Genomic DNA, 16104 nt, shown 5'->3' on the forward strand with positions numbered 1-16104 from the left:
TTCAGGGTTCGGGGAGAACGTTGTCAGCGCGGCTACTTTGGTCTAGACAACAGTTCGGGAACTGGCCTACTGTCCCCCTGTGCGGTCCCGTCCCTGACGGGGTGCCAGCCGGTCTTCCGCCGTGCCGCGACCGGAGCCGGCCGCCCGCGAGGCCGTTCACGGCCGGAGACCGGGCCGCGGCGCGTCCGCCCCGCCCGTCCCCGCCGACGCCCTTGCCTGTTCGCCCACCCCGTAGGGAGCGGTTCTCCATGAGCACACCCGGCACCACGGTCCTGCCCGACGGCGGTCTGAGGAGTCCGGGGCCGGGCCTGATCACCCTGGACCCGGACCACACCGCGCTGCTGCGCGGCCTGGACGAGCTGCTCACCGGCCTGGCCGTCCGGCTCGCCGCTCCCGAGGTGGTGGGACCGCCCCTGCTCTCGGCGGAGGGCCTCGCCCGCCTCGACTTCTTCCGCAACTTCCCCCACCTCGGCGTCTCCGCCGGCCGGTTCGCGCCCGACGCGCTCGACGGGCTGGCGGCCGGGGAGGCCCCGGGCGGGCTCCCGCTCCGGCCGACCGGTTATCTGCTGCCGTCCGCCACCTGTTACGGACTGCTGCTCTCCCTGGAGGGCCGGGACGTCGGCGAGGACGGCCTGCGGCTCTCCGCGACCGGCCGCTGCTTCCGCAACGAGACCCACTTCGACGGCCTGCGGCGCCTGTGGGGCTTCCACATGCGCGAGGTCCTCTACCTCGGCACCAAGGAGGGGGCCCTCGAACACTTGGGACGGGGAGCCGAGTTCGTCCTGGACGTGGCCGGACGCCTGGGTCTCGACCTCACCCGGGCCGTCGCCGACGACCCCTTCTACGACAAGGGCGGCTCCCGGGCCCGGCTCATGGCCCTCGACCCGGTCAAGCACGAGTTCAGCGCCCCCGACGGCACGGCGATCGCCTCCGTGAACCGGCACCGCAACTTCTTCGGCGAGCGCCTGGACATCCGCGCGGGCTCCGAGGGGCCGGCGTACAGCGCCTGCGTCGCCTTCGGCGTGGAGCGCTGGGTCCACGCGATGCTCCTCGCCCACGGCACCCCCGGGCGGGCACTCGACCGCCTGCGCGAGGCCGGCGCCTGAACTCCCGGCCCCGGGCCCGTACGTACCCCCTTACGCACATCCCGCACGACGCACGACGCACAGCGCACAGTGAGGAGCGACCCCACCCCATGGAACGCATCGCCGAGTGGCTGCACGAGAAGAACCCCGGCCTCGACGGACCGATCGACCTCGACGAGGACCTCATCGAGGCCCGTCTCATCGACTCCATGGACTTCCTGGAGTTCGTCGACCTCCTGGAGGAGCTCTCCGGCCGCTCCATCGACCTCCAGGAGGTCACCATCGACGACTTCCGCACGCTCGGCCGCGTCCGGGAGCGCTTCCTCGGCGCCGCCGGGTGAACCCCCCGGATCCCCGCCGATGAACGCGGGCCGGGCGGTCCTCGCCGTGGTGGCGGCCACCGGCGAGGTCCTGGCCCGCCCCGAGCTGCACGAGGGGCTGCTCGCGCCGTGGGAACGGCGGCGCCTCGACCGGGTACGGGTGCCCGCCCGCCGCGACGACGTACTGGCGGCCCGCCTCCTCGTCCGGCTGTGCGCGGCCCGGTTCACCGGGCTGCCCCTCGGCGCGTCGGGCCCGCGGCAGTACTGCGCCGAGTGCGGCCGGCCCGGCCACGGGCGCCCCTACCTGGACGGCCGGCCCGGTCTCGGCGTCAGCGTGAGCCACGCCGACGGCCTCGTCGCGGCCGCCGTCGGCCCCGGCCCGGTCGGCGTGGACGTGGAGCCCGCGACGCGCCGCCCCGGCCCCCCGTCCGTCCTGCGGCGGCTCCTGCCCGAGGCCGACCTGCGGGAGGCCGCCGCCCGTCCGGACTCCGGACCGGCACTGCTCCGGCTGTGGGTACGGGGCGAGGCCCTGTTCAAGGCGGGCGGCGGGCCCGGCCTCCGGCTCCTCGAACGGACCGACCGGGAGCGGGGAGCCGTCGCGGCGGTCGCCGCCGAGGCCCAGGTCGCGGCCTTCTCCCCTCCGGAGGAACTCCTCCGCCCCGGAGGCGCGGGGCCCCTCGGTCCCTGACCTTCCCGCGTGCCCCCGCCCGCGCGAGGTCTTGCGCGGACGTGCGGCCCTCTCTACCCTCCGCCAATGGTTAGGAACATTTCCTAACCATCCTCCTCGGAGGGAAAGGGAGTTGTCATGCGTCGACGAAGTACCCCGCTCCTCGGACTCGCGGGCCTGCTGGCGTTGCCCCTGACAGTGATGCCGCAGGCGCAGGCCGCCGACGGCCCGGTGTCCGCCGGAAAACCGGTCACCGCCTCGTCCGTCGAGACCCCGGCCTTCGGCCCCGGGCTCGCGGTGGACGGCGACACGGCCACCCGCTGGGCGAGCCTCGAAGGGATCGACCCGCAGTGGATCCGCGTCGACCTCGGGACGAACCACACGATCTCCCGGGTGAGGCTCCACTGGGAGGACGCGTACGCGAAGACGTACCGCGTCCAGGCCTCGGCCGACGGGACGACCTGGACCGACCTCCACTCCACCGGCGCCGGCGACGGGGCGGTCGACGACCTGACGGTCTCCGGCAGCGGCCGGTACGTCCGCATGTACGGAACCGGCCGGGGCACCCCGTACGGCTACTCCCTCTGGGAGTTCGAGGTCTTCGGCACGCCGTCCACCGGAGGCGGCGGGGGCGGCGGCCCCGCGGTCCCCTTCGGCAGCCACCTCGAGCCGTACGCCGCCGGCGTCCTCAAGCCCTCCGGCGCGCAGGCCGCCCTCGACCAGAAGGTCGTCGAGTACTACAACAAGTGGAAGGCCGCCTTCGTCCGGCAGAACTGCGGCAACGGCTGGTACCAGGTCCACTCGCCCGACGCCGACCACCCGTACGTCGCCGAGGCGCAGGGGTACGGCATGGTCGTCACCGCCACCATGGCGGGCGCCGACCCGGACGCCAGGAAGATCTTCGACGGCCTCGTCAAATGGAAGATCGACCACCCGTCCTCCGTCAACCCGAACCTGCTCGCCGCCGAACAGGACGCCCAGTGCAGGAGCGTCTCCGGCGGCGACGGCGCCACCGACGGCGACATGGACGTGGCCTACGGCCTGCTCCTCGCCGACAAACAGTGGGGCAGCACCGGCACGTACGACTACAAGGACCTCGCGCTCAAGCACATCGCCGCGATCAAGAAGGACGAACTCAACCCGACGACCAAGCTCCTGAAACTGGGCGACTGGAGCGGTCCCGGCGGCGAGCACTACTACATCTCCCGCACCTCGGACTGGATGGCCGACCACTTCCGCGCCTTCCGCACCGCCTCCGGCGACACCACCTGGGACGCCGTGCGCACCGCCCACCAGAACCAGATCACCCGCCTCCAGTCCACGTACGCCCCCGGCACCGGCCTCCTGCCCGACTTCGTCGTCGACACGAACACCACCCCCAGGCCCGCCCCGGGCGAGGTCCTGGAGGACCCGAACGACGGCGCCTACTGGTGGAACGCCTGCCGTACGCCCTGGCGCATCGCCGACGACGCGGTGACCAGCGGGGACGCCGCGTCCCTCGCGGCCGCGCGGAAGCTCAACGCCTGGATCAAGACGAAGACCGGCGGCGACCCGAACAGGATCGGCACCGGCTACAAGCTCAACGGCACCCAGATCTCCTCGGGCGCCGAGGCCGCCTTCTTCGCCCCGTTCGCGGTGGCGGCGATGACCGACCCGGGCAGCCAGGCCTGGCTGGACGCCCTGTGGAACAAGATGCTCAACACCCCCGTCGACACCGGCGGTTACTTCTCGGCCAGCATCCAGCTCCAGGTGATGATCACGGCCTCGGGCAACCACTGGGTCCCGTAGACCCCCGCACGGCCGCCCGCACGGCCGCGGTCACACGGACAGGGCCCTGAGGTACGCGCTCAGGGCGGCCGCGGCACCGCCGAGGGGGAACCGGGCACCGAGCTGCCCGTCCGGGCGGACGACGAGACCGGTGGCGCCGTCGGGGAGGTAGAGCCGCGCGAACTCCCCGGCGGCGTCCCGGTACACGGGAACGGAAGAGGACGTGGGCACGGAGGCGGCGGGCGCGGGCACGGGCGCGGCCGTGGGGTCGGGCCGGTCGCTCCCGGCCGCCGGCAGGACCACCACGGCCGGCAGCCCGCCGGCCGTCCGCGCCGCCTCCGCCGCGCCGGACAGTTCGGCGGCGTCGGAGCCGTACAGCAGCACCACGTGCCCCGCCCGGCCGCGCAGCACGTCGAGCAGCCGCAGCGGGAACGCGGCGACCGGGGTGGTCAGACCACCGCAGTCCGGGGCCCGGTCGCCGGGCTGCGGCGCGCCGGCCGGGCCGTACGGAGCGCCGGCGAGCGGGCCGCCCCGGTAGCCGACGAGAAGCTGGGCCTCGCGGAGCAGCAGGGTCCGCCGGTCGTCGGGGTCGGCCTCGATGCCGTGGACGGCGTGCCGCACCGTCCGGCCCACCACCTCCTCGCCGACCGGACGCCGCTCGGCGTCGTACGTGTCGAGCAGTCCGGGGCCCGCCCCGCCCCGGACCACGAGGGCGAGCTTCCAGGCCAGGTTGCAGGCGTCCTGCACCCCGGTGTTCATGCCCTGGGCGCCGGTGGGCGGATGGATGTGGGCCGCGTCGCCCGCGACGAGGACCCGGCCCTCGCCGTAGCGGTCCACGATCCGGTGGCTGATGCGGAAGACCGAGGCCCAGCGCAGCCGGGAGAGCCGCGCGGGCCGGGGCGCGAGCCGGTCGACGACGGCCTGGAGGTCGGAGAGCTCCGGCGTCCGCCCGGCCTGCACGCCGTGGGCGACGCCGTCCGGCGCGGCGCTTCCCCGGGTGGACAGTTCGGGCGGGACCCGCATCGACATCCGGTAGCGGTTCGCGCCCGGCAGCGGGACGCAGATGAGCACGTCGTCGGCGGAGCCGTCGGCGGACCGGCGGCTCGACCGCACGCCGTAGCCGTGCGGCAGGTCCCAGTCGGCCTCGACGTCCCCGAGCATGTACTCCTCCGGGAACGCGCCGCCCTCGAACGACAGCCCCAGCCCCTTCCGCACGACGCTGTGCGCCCCGTCGCAGCCGACCAGGTACGGGACCCGCAGCTCCTCGTCGGAGCCGGACGCGGTGCGCAGCCGCGCGGTGACCCCGTCCCGGTCCCGGTCGAACGACACCAGTTCGGTGCCGCGCTCCACGACCGTCCCCAGCCGGGCCAGGTACTCCTCCAGGAGGCGCTCGGTCTCGTACTGGGGGAGCGCGGCGAAGCCGTAGGGCACCTCGGGCGGCATCTCCAGATCGATCCGGGCCCGCTCCTCGCCGTCGACGTGGACGAGCTGCCCCCGTATCGGGACAGCGGCCTCCAGGACGTCGCGGACCAGTCCCATGCGGTCCCACAGCTCCAGGGTGCGCGGCTGGATCCCGACCGCCTTCGCGTACGGCAGCCGGGCCGGCAGCCGGTCCACGATCCGGCAGTGCACCCCGTGCCGGCGCAGTTCGGCGGCCGCGCTCAGGCCGACCGGGCCCGCGCCGACGACCAGGACGTCGGTGGTGGTGCGGTGGTGCGCCACGGGTACCTCCAGCGCTGCCTCGTCCCCCACGGGCCCCGCCCTCCATGGTCGCCCGCCCCGCCCCGGAGGGCGAGCGGTGGGACGTACGGAACCGGGACGGCGGGGCGTACGGAACCGGGACGTACGGAACCGGGCGGAGGCACCCCGCGTCCCTCCCTGGCATGAGCGAGAAGCCCACGGAGGAATCCCGCGACCGGTTGGAGAGCGCCGTCGGCTGTCTGCTCGCCGTCCTCGGCGCCGCCGTCACGGGCGCCTTCGCGCTGTCCCGGGCCGCGTACAGCATCGACGGCGGTTTCGAGGCGCACGCCCGGGACTGGGGCGTGATCCTCGTGGACCTGCCGCTCATCCTCTTCGCCGGACTCGTCGTCCCGCCCCTGACCTGGGCGGCGGCCACGCGGTGGCTGCGCCCGTGGGCGGCGGTCCTCGTCTGCGCGGCCGTGGTGGGCCTGGGCCTCTGGGGCCTCGCGGCCGGGTGGCATCCGCGGCAGGCCCCCGACCCGGGGTACGGCCCCGGCCTCTGACGGCCGCCCGTCCGGTCCGAACGAGTGGAATCACCGGGGGCGCACCGGCCCGGCGAGCCTCCGTCTCGGATCCCGGTGGTGATGTTGCCTCCGAGCCCGTGGCCCGAGTCCGCGACTCCGAGCCCGCGCACCCGGGTCCGCGACTCCGGGCCTGCCCCGTACCTCCGAGCCCCCGCACCCGGGTCCGCGACTCCGGGCCTGCCCCGTACCTCCGAGCCCGCGACTCCGAGCCGTGCCTCCGAGTCCACGGCTCCGAGGCCGTGACCTGGAAGAAGAGGCGTCCCCGCCATGCGACGTATCCGCTCCCGCAGACTGCTCGCCGCGACCCTGCTCGCGGCCTCCGTCCTCGCCCCGACGGCGACGGCCCCCGCCGCGCCCGCCCACGCCGCGACCGCCGACCGGCACGGCGGGGAGGACTGCCCGCCGGACGGCCTCGGCCCCGAGCTGACCGCCCGTCTCGACGAGGCGATCGAGAACGTCCGCACGGGGGCGGGCATCCCGGGCGTCGTCGTCGGCCTGTGGATGCCGGGCCGGGGGAGCTACGTCCGCGCGACCGGCGTCGCGAACACCGCCACCGGAGCGCCGATGCGCGCCGACTCCTACGTCCGGATCGGCAGCGAGACCAAGACCTTCACGGTCACGGCGCTGCTCGAACTCGTGGACGACGGCCGGATCCGCCTCGACGACCCGATCTCCGCCCACATCGCCGGCGTGCCCAACGGGGACCGGATCACCCTGCGCCACCTCGCCGAGATGCGCAGCGGCCTCTTCCCGTACACCTCCGACCCCGACTTCACCCGCGACCTGCTGAGCGACCCGCAGCGCGTCTTCACCCCGTACGAGCTGCTCGCGTACGGCTACCGGCACGCCAACACCTCCGAGCCGGGGGAGCGGTTCCAGTACTCCAACTCCAACCTCGTCCTGCTCGGCCTGGTGATCGAGAAGGTCAGCGGCACGCGGCTCGCCGACTTCGTCCACCGGCGGGTGCTCCGCCCGGCGCACCTGCGGAACACGCTCTTCCCGAAGGGCGACGAGTTTCCCCGGCCGCACCCGCGCGGCTACACCGACCAGACGCTGAGTGGTGGGATCGCGGACGCCACCGACCGGAACCCCAGCTGGGCCTGGGCGGCCGGGGCGATGATCTCGAACCTGCACGACCTGCGCCGCTGGGCCGGGGTCCTCGCCACCGGCGAGCTGCTCAGCCCCGCCACCCAGGCACAGCGGCTCAGGACGCTGCCCACCGGTTTCCCCGGCACCAGCTACGGCCTCGGGATCTTCGAGACCAACGGCTGGATCGGGCACAACGGCTCGCTGCCGGGGTACGAGACCGTGACCGTGTACCTGCCCGCACGGAAGGCCACCCTGGTCGTCATGATCAACACGGACGCCACGAGCCGGGGACAGGAGCCGTCCACGCTGCTCGCGCGGGCGATCACCGAGATCGTCACCCCGGACAACGTCTACGCCGGAGCGGTCCAGCCGAGCTAGGGGTGTCCCGCCGGTCGGACGGGCCCGCGGGTCGGACGGGCCCGCGGGTCAGACGAGGACCACCGGCCGCCCGCTCAGTTCGACGCCCGCCGCGCGCAGCCCGTCGAGCGCGCGGTCGGTGCTGTCGGCGGCGACGCCGACCGTGTGGTCGAGGAGGACGCGCACGTCGAAGCCCTCCCGGACCCCGCCGAAGGCGGTCGCCTTCACACAGTGGTCCGTACCGATCCCGACGACGTCGACGCCGTCTACCCCACGGGCGCGCAGCCAGTCACCCAGCGGCGTGCCGCTCGCGGTCGCCCCCTCGAAGCCGCTCTTCGAGGCGGAGTGGGCGCCCTTGAGGAAGACCTCGTCCACGGCCCCGGAGGCGACGGCGGCCGCGAAGTCCGGGTGGAACTCGGCGCCCTCGGTACCGGCGACGCAGTGCACCGGGAAGGAGTCCTCGAAGTCGGGCTCGTCCGAGAAGTGGTCGCCCGGGTCGATGTGGTGGTCACGGGTGGCGACGACGTGCGCGTACCGGTCGCCGGCGCCCCGGACCAGGTCGGCCAGGGCGACCGCCAGGCCGGTCGCACCGTTCACGGGGACGTCGCCGCCCTCGCAGAAGTCCTTCTGTACATCGACGACGATCAGGGCACGGCGCACGGGAGCGGCCTTTCCTCGGGGGTGGGAAGAGTCCCCGGCATCGTCCCGCTCCCGGGGTGCGCCGGGAGGGGCACGCGCCCGCCGTTCACCCGATCGGGATCATGAAAACGCGATCTCGTGGGGAGGGGCGCCGGGGCGCCGTCCTCCGCCGTCCGCTCCGGAGGCCGCACGGCGCCGTCCGTCCGCGACTGAGGAGCGGATGGAGGCGGTGTGGCCGGAGATCAGCCGGCCGCCGGGCCGGGCGCCGAACCGTCCTCGAGCAGAGCGGCTCTGAGTTCGCCGAGGATGCGGGTGAGCAGCCGCGAGACCTGCATCTGGGAGAGGCCGATGCGCCGGCCGATCTCGGCCTGGGTGAGCTCCTCCCCGAACCGCAGCGACAGGATGTGCCGGTCCCGTGCGTCGAGCCGGTCGAGCAGGGGCCGGAGCGCGGTCAGGGACTCGATCAGCTCGTAGGCGGGCTCGGCGGTCGCCAGGTGCCGGGGAGCGGCACCGGAGGTCTCCTCGTCGTCCCCTGCCGGGGTGTCGAGGGAGCGGGTGGCGTAGCCGTGGGCGGCGAGCTGTCCTTCGGCGATCTCTTCTTCGGTGAGGTGGAGGTGGTGGGCGAGTTCGGTGCGGGTGGGGCGGCGGCCGAGGTGTTGTTCGAGGTGGTCGGCGGTTTTGGCGAGGTCGATGCGTAGTTCCTGGAGGCGGCGGGGGACGCGGACGGCCCAGCTGGTGTCGCGGAAGAAGCGTTTCATCTCGCCGACGATGGTGGGCAGGGCGAAGGCGGAGAAGTCGACGGCGCGTTCGGGGTCGAAGCGGTTGATGGCTTTGATCAGTCCGATGGTGCCGACCTGGACGATGTCCTCGGTGGGTTCGGCGCGGTTGCGGAAGCGGCGGGCGGCGAACTTGACGAGGCTGAGGTTGAGCTCGACCAGGGTGTTGCGGACGTAGGCGTGCTCGGGTGTGCCTTCCTCCAGCTCGGTCAGGCGGGTCAGGAGTGCTGCGGAGAGGGCCTGGGCGTCGTCGGTGGAGACGGAGGTGGGGCGGGCCAGCTCGGGCAGTCCGTCCAGTGCCGTCCGGCGCATCGAAGCCCCCGGATTCCCGGCGGCCCCGGGGTCTTCGCCGAGGGTGACGGAGCGAACGCGGGGGGAGGACATGGGACTCCTTCGACGGTGCTCGGGACCCGCCCCGGCCCCATGAGCAGGGCGACGGCGCGGGTCCACCGGTCAAGCGTCTTGAATCAGGATGACCCGTAACTGTGGATTCGGCACGATTTGCCGAGGAGCCTCCGGCGGGGAGGCCGAGACCGCGAGCAGGACGATCGCCCTCCGGGACACGGCACGGAGCCGTCGGCGTTCCGGCTCGCCAGAAGCCTCACCGGGGACTCGCCGGCGGCTTCACCACGGGCTCACCAGCGACCTCGGCACGGGCCCGCCGGACTCTCCACCAAAGGCCTCACCAAGGCCTCACCAGCGGTACCAGCGGCCGCTGCCGCTCCGCACGAAGAAGCCGAGCACCCACAGCACCAGCAGGGCGATGGCGATGTACCAGAGCACGTCGAGCGCGAAGCCCGCGCCGAACAGGACCAGGATCACCAGGAGGACGAGGAGCAGGGGGACCATGACGTCACCTCCGTCGTACGGCGTCGTCCGGCGCGGTCCGCACGGAGACCCGCCGCACCGCCCCTGCCCGCTCCCTCCGTGCTCATGCGCCGCCGGGGGAGTCTCCCGAGGACCCGGGCCGGACCTCCACCACGCCACGGGCGATCCCGAGTTCGACGAGGTCCCGAGGCCGCAGCCGGAGCTGGTCGGCCGTCGCCCCGGCCTCCTCCGGCGGGCGCTTGAGGATGGCCGCGGCCGCCTCGGGCGCGATGACGGAGAAGTACGCGTCCGGGGTGACCCAGGTGTTCCCCGGGGCGGCGAGCGCGAGCGCCCCGCCCGAACCGCCCTCGCCGACGAGCAGGGAGGTCAGCGGGGTGCGCGCGGCGGCGACGGCGGCGAACAGGTCCGCGATCGCGCTGCCCGCCCCCGCGCGCTCGGCCTCCGCGTCGTTGGCGGCGCCCGGGGTGTCGATCAGGGTGAGCACCGGCGTCCCGAGACGGCCGGCGAGGCGCACGAGCCGCGCGGCCGTGCGGAAACCGGCCGGGCGGGTCGCGGTGCCGCACTGCGCGGCGTAGGCGACGGTACGCCCGTCGGGGAGCCGCCCGAAGCCGCACCGCACGCCCGGGTCGACGCCGCCGCAGCGGTCGCCGGAGATCTCCTCGCGAAGGGTGAAGTGGGCGTCGAGGTACGCGCCGGCCCGGGGCCGGTCCGGGTGCTGGGCCCGCGCCACGGCCTCCCGGCCGCTCGCCGCGGGCGCCGCGCCGGGATCCCCGAGCGCGTACGGCGGCGGGACCGGGCCCTTCGCCGGGCGGGTGAGCAGGGACAGCCAGCGCCCGAGGACGGCGCGCAGCGCGTCCGGCGGCACGATCGCGTCGACGTGGCCGTGCGCGAGCTGCGCCTCGGCGGTGTACGCGGCCGGGTCCGCGTCCGGCGGCCGCACCCGGGAACCGGCGAAGGCGACCTGCGCGCCGGGCAGGGCCAGGACGACGTCGGAGCCCGCGCCGAGCGTCGCCCAGCCGCCCCCGGTCGTCGGGTCCCGCAGGACCGCGACCTGCGGCAGCCCGGCGGCCCGGGTCAGCTCCGACTCGCGGGCCAGGAGCTGGAGCTGGAGGAGGGCCCGCATGCCCTCGTGCATCCGGCTGCCGCCGGTGGCCGGCAGGACCACCACGGGCAGCCGCCGCGCCCGGGCCAGGGCGTGGGCGGCGGCGGCCCGCGCCCCCGTCCGCTCCCCGAGGGAACCGCCGAGGAAGCGGAACTCGAAGGAGATCAGGACCACCGGCACCCCACCTACCACACCCGTCCCGCAGACCACCGACTCGGTCTCGCCCGTACGGGCGGCGGCCCGGGCGTGCGCGGCGGAGTACCCGGGCCAGCCGATCGGCCCGTCACCGGACAGCGGACCCTCGTCGAAGGGCAGTTCGGTGAACTCGTCGGTCACGAGGGCGATCACCCCGCGTGCCGTCGTCGGGTCGGTCATGCGGGCCTCACAGCCGGTCGCCGGTGCGTACGGGGAACGCGTACGGATGGATCAGCGGTGCGCCCCCACCGTACCGCCCGGCCCGGCGCCGTCCCGGGGCGGCCTCAGGCCATGATCCCGCTCCCGTGCGGGGCGTACAGGTCCAGGAGCCGGACCCGGGTCACCTGGAGGCGGTGCGCCAGGACCGAACCCAGCCAGAACAGGACCGAGGCGCCGAACTCGGGATCGGAGCGGCACATCGACCGGACGGCCGGGGCGTTGAACTCGTACGCCCGCACCGGTGTCATCGCCTCCGCGCCCGACTGGCACAGGTACGGCGGGAACATCCAGGAGAGGCCGACCAGTTCGCCGTGGCGCAGGGTCTCGATCACGGGCGCCGCGCGTCCCGGCACCCGCGCGTCGAGCGTCACCGCGCCCGTCTTCACGATCCAGAAGCGATCGGCGTGCTGCTGCTCCTCGAAGAGGCGGTGGCCGGACTCGAAGCGCACGTCCTCGGCGAAGGCCATCAGGCGTTCCCGGTGCTCCGGGGGCAACGTGCTGACCTTGGGCGTGGAACTGCTCATGGCGGACCCTCCTCGGACACTCGACTCCCACCCCCAGTGTCGGCCAAGGAGCCGCCGCGCGCGCAGGATCGGGCCGTCCGTCACGCCGGCCGGACGGCCCCCTCACCCTCCGTGCGCCCCCGCCGCCGGCAGGCCCCCCGTCCGGCGTGCGCGGGCCGGACGGAGGGCGGAGCATGAACGTGAGGAGGGACCCGGCAAGCAGGGGGGACGACAGCGAGCACCGGGCCGAGGCCCGGCCGAAAGACCCCTGGGGTGATCCTCATGAACCCGCTCAGGACCGGCAGGTCCCTCACGGCCGCCGCCGCGGCCGTCGTCCTCTCCCTCACCTCCACGGGGTTCGCGAACGCCGGCGTCCCCCGCGACCACGGGGAGGACGAGATCACCGTCGGCATCAAGTTCGACCAGCCCGGCATCGGCCTGAAGACCCCCGACGGCACGTACACCGGCTTCGACGTCGACGTGGCGACCTACGTGGCCAAGGAGCTGGGCCACGACCCCTCCGACATCGTGTGGAAGGAGGCCAAGAGCGCCGACCGCGAGACGCTGCTCCAGCGCGGCGACGTGGACTTCGTCGCGGCCTCGTACTCGATCAACGACGAACGGGCGCAGAAGGTCGACTTCGCCGGCCCCTACCTCCTCGCCCACCAGGACGTCCTGCTCCGCGCCGACGACGACTCCGTCAAGCAGCCGTCCGACCTGAACGACAAGAAGCTCTGCTCGGTCACCGGCTCCACCTCCGCGCAGAACGTCAAGACGAAACTCGCCCCCGACGCCCAGCTCCAGGAGTACGGCGGCTACTCCGAGTGCCTGACCGGCCTGGAGAACGGCGTCATCGACGCCGTCACCACCGACGACTCGATCCTCGCCGGATACGCCTCGCAGAGCCAGTTCGAGGACGAGTTCAAGCTCGGCGGCTTCAAGATGAGCAACGAGAACTACGGCATCGGCGTCCAGAAGGGCAGCGACCTCAAGGAGAGGATCAACACGGCCCTGGAGAAGATGGTCGCCGACGGCTCCTGGGACGCGGCGGTGAAGAAGAACTTCGGCCCGGCCGGATACCGGAACGAACCCGCGCCGGAGATCGGCGTCGTCGTGAAGTGAGCGGACCGCCGTGTTCGACTTCCTCCAGGGGTACGACCTCCTCGGAGCCTTCGGGGTGACGGTGCAGCTCACCGTCTACTCCGCGATCGGCTCCCTGGTCTGGGGGACGCTGCTCGCCGCCATGCGGGTGAGCCCCGTCCCCCTCATGCGGGGCTTCGGCACCGTCTACGTCAACGTCGTCCGCAACATCCCCCTCACCGTCATCATCGTCTTCACCTCGCTCGGCCTCTTCCAGACGCTCGGCGTCGGCATGGGCGCCGAACGGTTCACCACGATCAACTTCCGCCTCGCCGTCCTCGGACTCACCGCCTACACCAGCGCGTTCGTCTGCGAGGCGGTCCGCTCCGGCATCAACACCGTCCCCCTCGGACAGGTCGAGGCCGCCCGTGCCATCGGTCTGAACTTCCCCCAGGTCCTGCGCCTCGTCGTGCTCCCGCAGGCCTTCCGCTCCGTCGTCGGCCCCCTCGCCAACGTCCTCATCGCCCTCACCAAGAACACCACCGTGGCCGCCGCCATCGGCGTCGCCGAAGCCGCCCTCCTCATGCGCGAGATGATCGAGAACGAGGCCCAGCTCATCCTCGTCTCGGCGGTCTTCGCCGTCGGCTTCCTCTGCCTCACCCTGCCCACCGGCCTGCTCCTCGGCCGACTGGCCAAGAAGGTGGCGGTGAGGCGGTGAGGACCGGGCGGAAGGAGACCGGTGCCGCGAAGAGCGCCCCCACCGTCCTCTACGACGTGCCCGGCCCCCGCGCCCGGCGGCGCAACCTCCTGTGGACCCTGCTCTTCCTGGCCGCGCTCGCCGCCGTGGCGTGGTGGGTGATCGCGGGCCTCGCCGCCAAGGACCAGCTCGCGTGGTCCAAGTGGGCCCCCTTCTTCACGGACGCCCGCGTCTGGGAGACGTACGTCCTGCCCGCCCTGAGGAACACCGTGGTCGCCGCCGCGCTCTCCATGGTGATCGCCCTGCCCCTCGGCACCCTCCTCGGCGTCTCCCGCCTCTCCGACCATCGCGCCGTGCGCGGCGCGGCCGGCACCGTCGTCGAGTTCTTCCGGGCGATCCCCGTCCTCATCCTGATGCTCTTCGCGAACGCCGCCTACTCCGAGTTCACCGACATCAGCCCGGACACCCGCCCCCTGTACGCCGTCGTCACCGGCCTCGTCCTCTACAACGCCTCCGTCCTCGCGGAGGTCGTCCGCGCCGGCATCCTCTCCCTCCCCGCCGGCCAGACCGACGCGGCCAGGGCCCTCGGCATGCGCAAGGGCCAGACCATGACGTACGTCCTGCTGCCGCAGTCGGTCACCGCCATGCTGCCCGCCCTGGTCAGCCAGCTCGTCGTCGTCGTCAAGGACACCGCGCTCGGCGGCGCGATGCTCGGCTTCTCCGAACTCCTCGCCTCGGTCCGCCCGATGAGCGCCAACTACGGGGCCAACACGATCGCCTGCTTCACCGTCGTCGCCGTGATCTTCGTGACCCTCAACTTCGCCCTCACCACCTTCGCCTCCCGCCTCGAAGGCCGCCTGCGACGCGGCAGGAGGACCACGGGCGCGGTCGTGGGGGCGGACACTGTGGAGGACCTGGCCGCCCCGGGCGAACACCGCGACCGCCATGGGACCCCTGATCGGCGAGACACCCCCTAGCGCCGGGCGAGGGCCAGCACGCTCAGGCCGAACATCAGGACGCCCAGCGGGACGTGGACCGCCGGGACGTGCGCGATGCCGACCACCACCTGGACCGAGGCGAGGACGAGGAAGCCCGACGCGTGCCACACGGGCCGGAGCGGGCCGCCGCCCGGCTTCCACGCCGGCACCGCCGCGAGCACGTACAGCATCGACGCCCCGTACATCACCCGGGCTCCGACGCCGTGCAGCGTCTCCCCGTAGGACGAGGTCAGCAGCAGCCCGGCCGAGACCGCCTGGAGGAAGAGGGTCAGGGTCTGCAGGACGATCGCGGTCCTCAGGAACGAGGAACCGTGCCGCACGTCCGCCGTCGCCTTCGCCGCCGTCATCTCAGTGGCCATGTCACAGTCCCCTTTTCCGCCCCGGGCTTCCCGCCTCCGGGCAGTGGATCGATAAGGTCTCACCCGTTCGACGAGGCAGGCCTCCGAAAGGTAAGGCGGGGCCCGCGAAGGCACGACGAGGGGGCGGCCGAAGCCATGGGGACCGTCGGGGCTGTCGGGACCGGCACGGACGGCACGGACCGTGAGCGGGGACGGCTGATCAACGTCGCCTACCGGCTGCTCGGCTCGGTGACCGAGGCCGAGGACGCCGTACAGGACGCCTACGCGCGCTGGTACGGACTCCCGCGGAGCCGGCGGGAGGAGATCCTGTCCCCGGGGGCCTGGCTGACGACGGTGACCGGCCGCATCTGCCTGGACCTGCTCGGCTCGGCGCGGGCCCGCCGCGAACGCTACGTCGGCGCCTGGCTCCCCGAGCCGCTGCCCGACCGCGCCGAGTGGGACCGTACGGGCGCCTCCGCCGGCCCCGCGGACCCCGCCGACCGAATCGTCCTGGACGAGTCGGTGACCATGGCCTTCCTCGTCGTCCTGGAGTCGATGACGCCCGCCGAGCGGGTGGCGTTCGTCCTGCACGACGTCTTCCGGTACCCGTTCGCCGAGATCGCCGGAGTCCTCGGCCGGACCCCCGCGGCCTGCAAGCAGCTGGCGGCCTCCGCCCGGCGGCGGGTGGACACCGCGCACGGCCCGGTGCCGGCGACCGGCCGGGCCGACGTGGTCCGACACGTCAAGGAGGCGTGGGAGACCAAGGACATCGCGGCCCTCGTCGGCCTCCTCGACCCGGCCGCAGTGATGACCGCCGACGGCGGCGGCATGGTCGGCACCGTCCTGCGCCCGGTCGAGGGCGGCGCGCGCATCGCCCGGTACATGGTCGCCATCGCGGACCGGGCGCCGGGGCTCGAACTCCTGGAACGCTCGGTCAACGGCGCGCCCGGTCTGGTGGCCCGGCGCGACGGCGTCGTCGCGACCGTGGCCGCGTTCGACGTCGAGGACGGACGCGTCGCCCGGATCTGGGTGGTCCGCAACCCCGAGAAACTCCGCCCGTGGGCAAGGGACTTCCCCGACGCGCCCCAGGGTCCGCCCCGTCACGGCTGACGGGCCCGGCTCCCTCCTGAGGGTGAAGGAACCCCGAGGACACCCCGAAAGCACCCGTCCGGGAGGCGTT

The 16104-nt window shown here is 73.7% G+C and carries 17 protein-coding genes; 10 read left to right on the top strand and 7 right to left on the bottom strand.

Annotation, left to right across the window (positions count from 1 at the left end; translation table 11 throughout):
• Positions 1–248: 248 nt before the first annotated feature.
• The 4 genes from ACFY7E_RS12900 (at position 249) to ACFY7E_RS12915 (ending at position 3860) form a co-directional block, all read left to right on the top strand.
• Positions 249–1106, top strand: a complete 858-nt coding sequence (locus ACFY7E_RS12900; RefSeq protein WP_389483927.1) for a hypothetical protein — start codon at positions 249–251, stop codon at positions 1104–1106.
• A gap of 89 nt (positions 1107–1195) precedes the next feature.
• Positions 1196–1426 (top strand): acyl carrier protein, encoded by a 231-nt coding sequence (locus ACFY7E_RS12905; protein ID WP_389483930.1) that lies wholly within the window; start codon positions 1196–1198, stop codon positions 1424–1426.
• Positions 1427–1445: 19 nt separating this feature from the next.
• On the top strand, positions 1446–2093 hold the full coding sequence (locus ACFY7E_RS12910; RefSeq protein WP_389483932.1) for a 4'-phosphopantetheinyl transferase family protein: 648 nt from the start codon (positions 1446–1448) through the stop codon (positions 2091–2093).
• Positions 2094–2210: 117 nt separating this feature from the next.
• Positions 2211–3860 carry a glycosyl hydrolase family 8 gene (locus ACFY7E_RS12915; RefSeq protein WP_389483935.1) on the top strand — a complete coding sequence of 550 codons (1650 nt, stop codon included), beginning with the start codon at positions 2211–2213 and terminating at the stop codon, positions 3858–3860.
• 30 nt (positions 3861–3890) lie between these two features.
• Here ACFY7E_RS12915 and ACFY7E_RS12920 read toward each other — a convergent pair whose 3' ends face one another.
• On the bottom strand, positions 3891–5591 hold the full coding sequence (locus ACFY7E_RS12920; protein ID WP_389483937.1) for an FAD-dependent monooxygenase: 1701 nt from the start codon (positions 5589–5591) through the stop codon (positions 3891–3893).
• 131 nt (positions 5592–5722) lie between these two features.
• On the opposite strand from ACFY7E_RS12920, the gene ACFY7E_RS12925 reads away from it, so the two are divergent.
• A complete protein-coding gene (locus ACFY7E_RS12925) occupies positions 5723–6082 on the top strand; it encodes a hypothetical protein (RefSeq protein WP_389483940.1) in 360 nt (119 codons plus the stop codon).
• A 288-nt stretch (positions 6083–6370) separates the two neighbouring features.
• A complete protein-coding gene (locus ACFY7E_RS12930) occupies positions 6371–7570 on the top strand; it encodes a serine hydrolase domain-containing protein (protein WP_389483942.1) in 1200 nt (399 codons plus the stop codon).
• A gap of 48 nt (positions 7571–7618) precedes the next feature.
• Here the strand turns inward: ACFY7E_RS12930 and ACFY7E_RS12935 are convergent, their stop codons facing one another.
• The 5 genes from ACFY7E_RS12935 to ACFY7E_RS12955 all read right to left on the bottom strand — a co-directional run bounded on the left by ACFY7E_RS12935 (position 7619) and on the right by ACFY7E_RS12955 (position 11832).
• Entirely contained in the window at positions 7619–8209 is a 591-nt protein-coding gene (locus ACFY7E_RS12935; RefSeq protein ID WP_389483944.1) for an isochorismatase family protein, read from the bottom strand.
• Positions 8210–8430: 221 nt separating this feature from the next.
• The gene (locus ACFY7E_RS12940) at positions 8431–9348 is read right to left on the bottom strand and encodes a SigB/SigF/SigG family RNA polymerase sigma factor (protein WP_389483946.1); all 918 of its coding nucleotides are present in this window, start codon (positions 9346–9348) and stop codon (positions 8431–8433) included.
• A 309-nt stretch (positions 9349–9657) separates the two neighbouring features.
• The gene (locus tag ACFY7E_RS12945; protein WP_383434105.1) at positions 9658–9813 is read right to left on the bottom strand and encodes a hydrophobic protein; all 156 of its coding nucleotides are present in this window, start codon (positions 9811–9813) and stop codon (positions 9658–9660) included.
• A gap of 82 nt (positions 9814–9895) precedes the next feature.
• Complete coding sequence (locus ACFY7E_RS12950) at positions 9896–11269, bottom strand: carboxyl transferase domain-containing protein (RefSeq protein ID WP_389483948.1); 1374 nt, start codon at positions 11267–11269, stop codon at positions 9896–9898.
• 104 nt (positions 11270–11373) lie between these two features.
• The gene (locus tag ACFY7E_RS12955; RefSeq protein ID WP_383434111.1) at positions 11374–11832 is read right to left on the bottom strand and encodes a Crp/Fnr family transcriptional regulator; all 459 of its coding nucleotides are present in this window, start codon (positions 11830–11832) and stop codon (positions 11374–11376) included.
• Positions 11833–12093: 261 nt separating this feature from the next.
• On the opposite strand from ACFY7E_RS12955, the gene ACFY7E_RS12960 reads away from it, so the two are divergent.
• From ACFY7E_RS12960 to ACFY7E_RS12970, 3 genes are read left to right on the top strand one after another with little or no spacing between them, the layout of a single operon-like run.
• A complete protein-coding gene (locus ACFY7E_RS12960) occupies positions 12094–12933 on the top strand; it encodes a glutamate ABC transporter substrate-binding protein (RefSeq protein ID WP_389483950.1) in 840 nt (279 codons plus the stop codon).
• Positions 12934–12943: 10 nt separating this feature from the next.
• Complete coding sequence (locus ACFY7E_RS12965) at positions 12944–13609, top strand: amino acid ABC transporter permease (RefSeq protein WP_389483952.1); 666 nt, start codon at positions 12944–12946, stop codon at positions 13607–13609.
• Positions 13606–14565 carry an amino acid ABC transporter permease gene (locus ACFY7E_RS12970; protein WP_389483954.1) on the top strand — a complete coding sequence of 320 codons (960 nt, stop codon included), beginning with the start codon at positions 13606–13608 and terminating at the stop codon, positions 14563–14565. The genes ACFY7E_RS12965 and ACFY7E_RS12970 overlap by 4 nt, the downstream gene beginning before the upstream one ends.
• Here the strand turns inward: ACFY7E_RS12970 and ACFY7E_RS12975 are convergent.
• Complete coding sequence (locus ACFY7E_RS12975; RefSeq protein WP_389483957.1) at positions 14562–14945, bottom strand: hypothetical protein; 384 nt, start codon at positions 14943–14945, stop codon at positions 14562–14564. The genes ACFY7E_RS12970 and ACFY7E_RS12975 overlap by 4 nt on opposite strands.
• Before the next feature lie 135 nt (positions 14946–15080).
• Between ACFY7E_RS12975 and sigJ the strand changes: the two genes are divergently transcribed.
• Complete coding sequence (gene sigJ / locus ACFY7E_RS12980; protein WP_389483959.1) at positions 15081–16034, top strand: RNA polymerase sigma factor SigJ; 954 nt, start codon at positions 15081–15083, stop codon at positions 16032–16034.
• The last annotated feature ends 70 nt before the right edge of the window (positions 16035–16104 follow it).

Source organism: Streptomyces sp. NPDC012825, assembly GCF_042900925.1.
GTDB lineage: Bacteria > Actinomycetota > Actinomycetes > Streptomycetales > Streptomycetaceae > Streptomyces.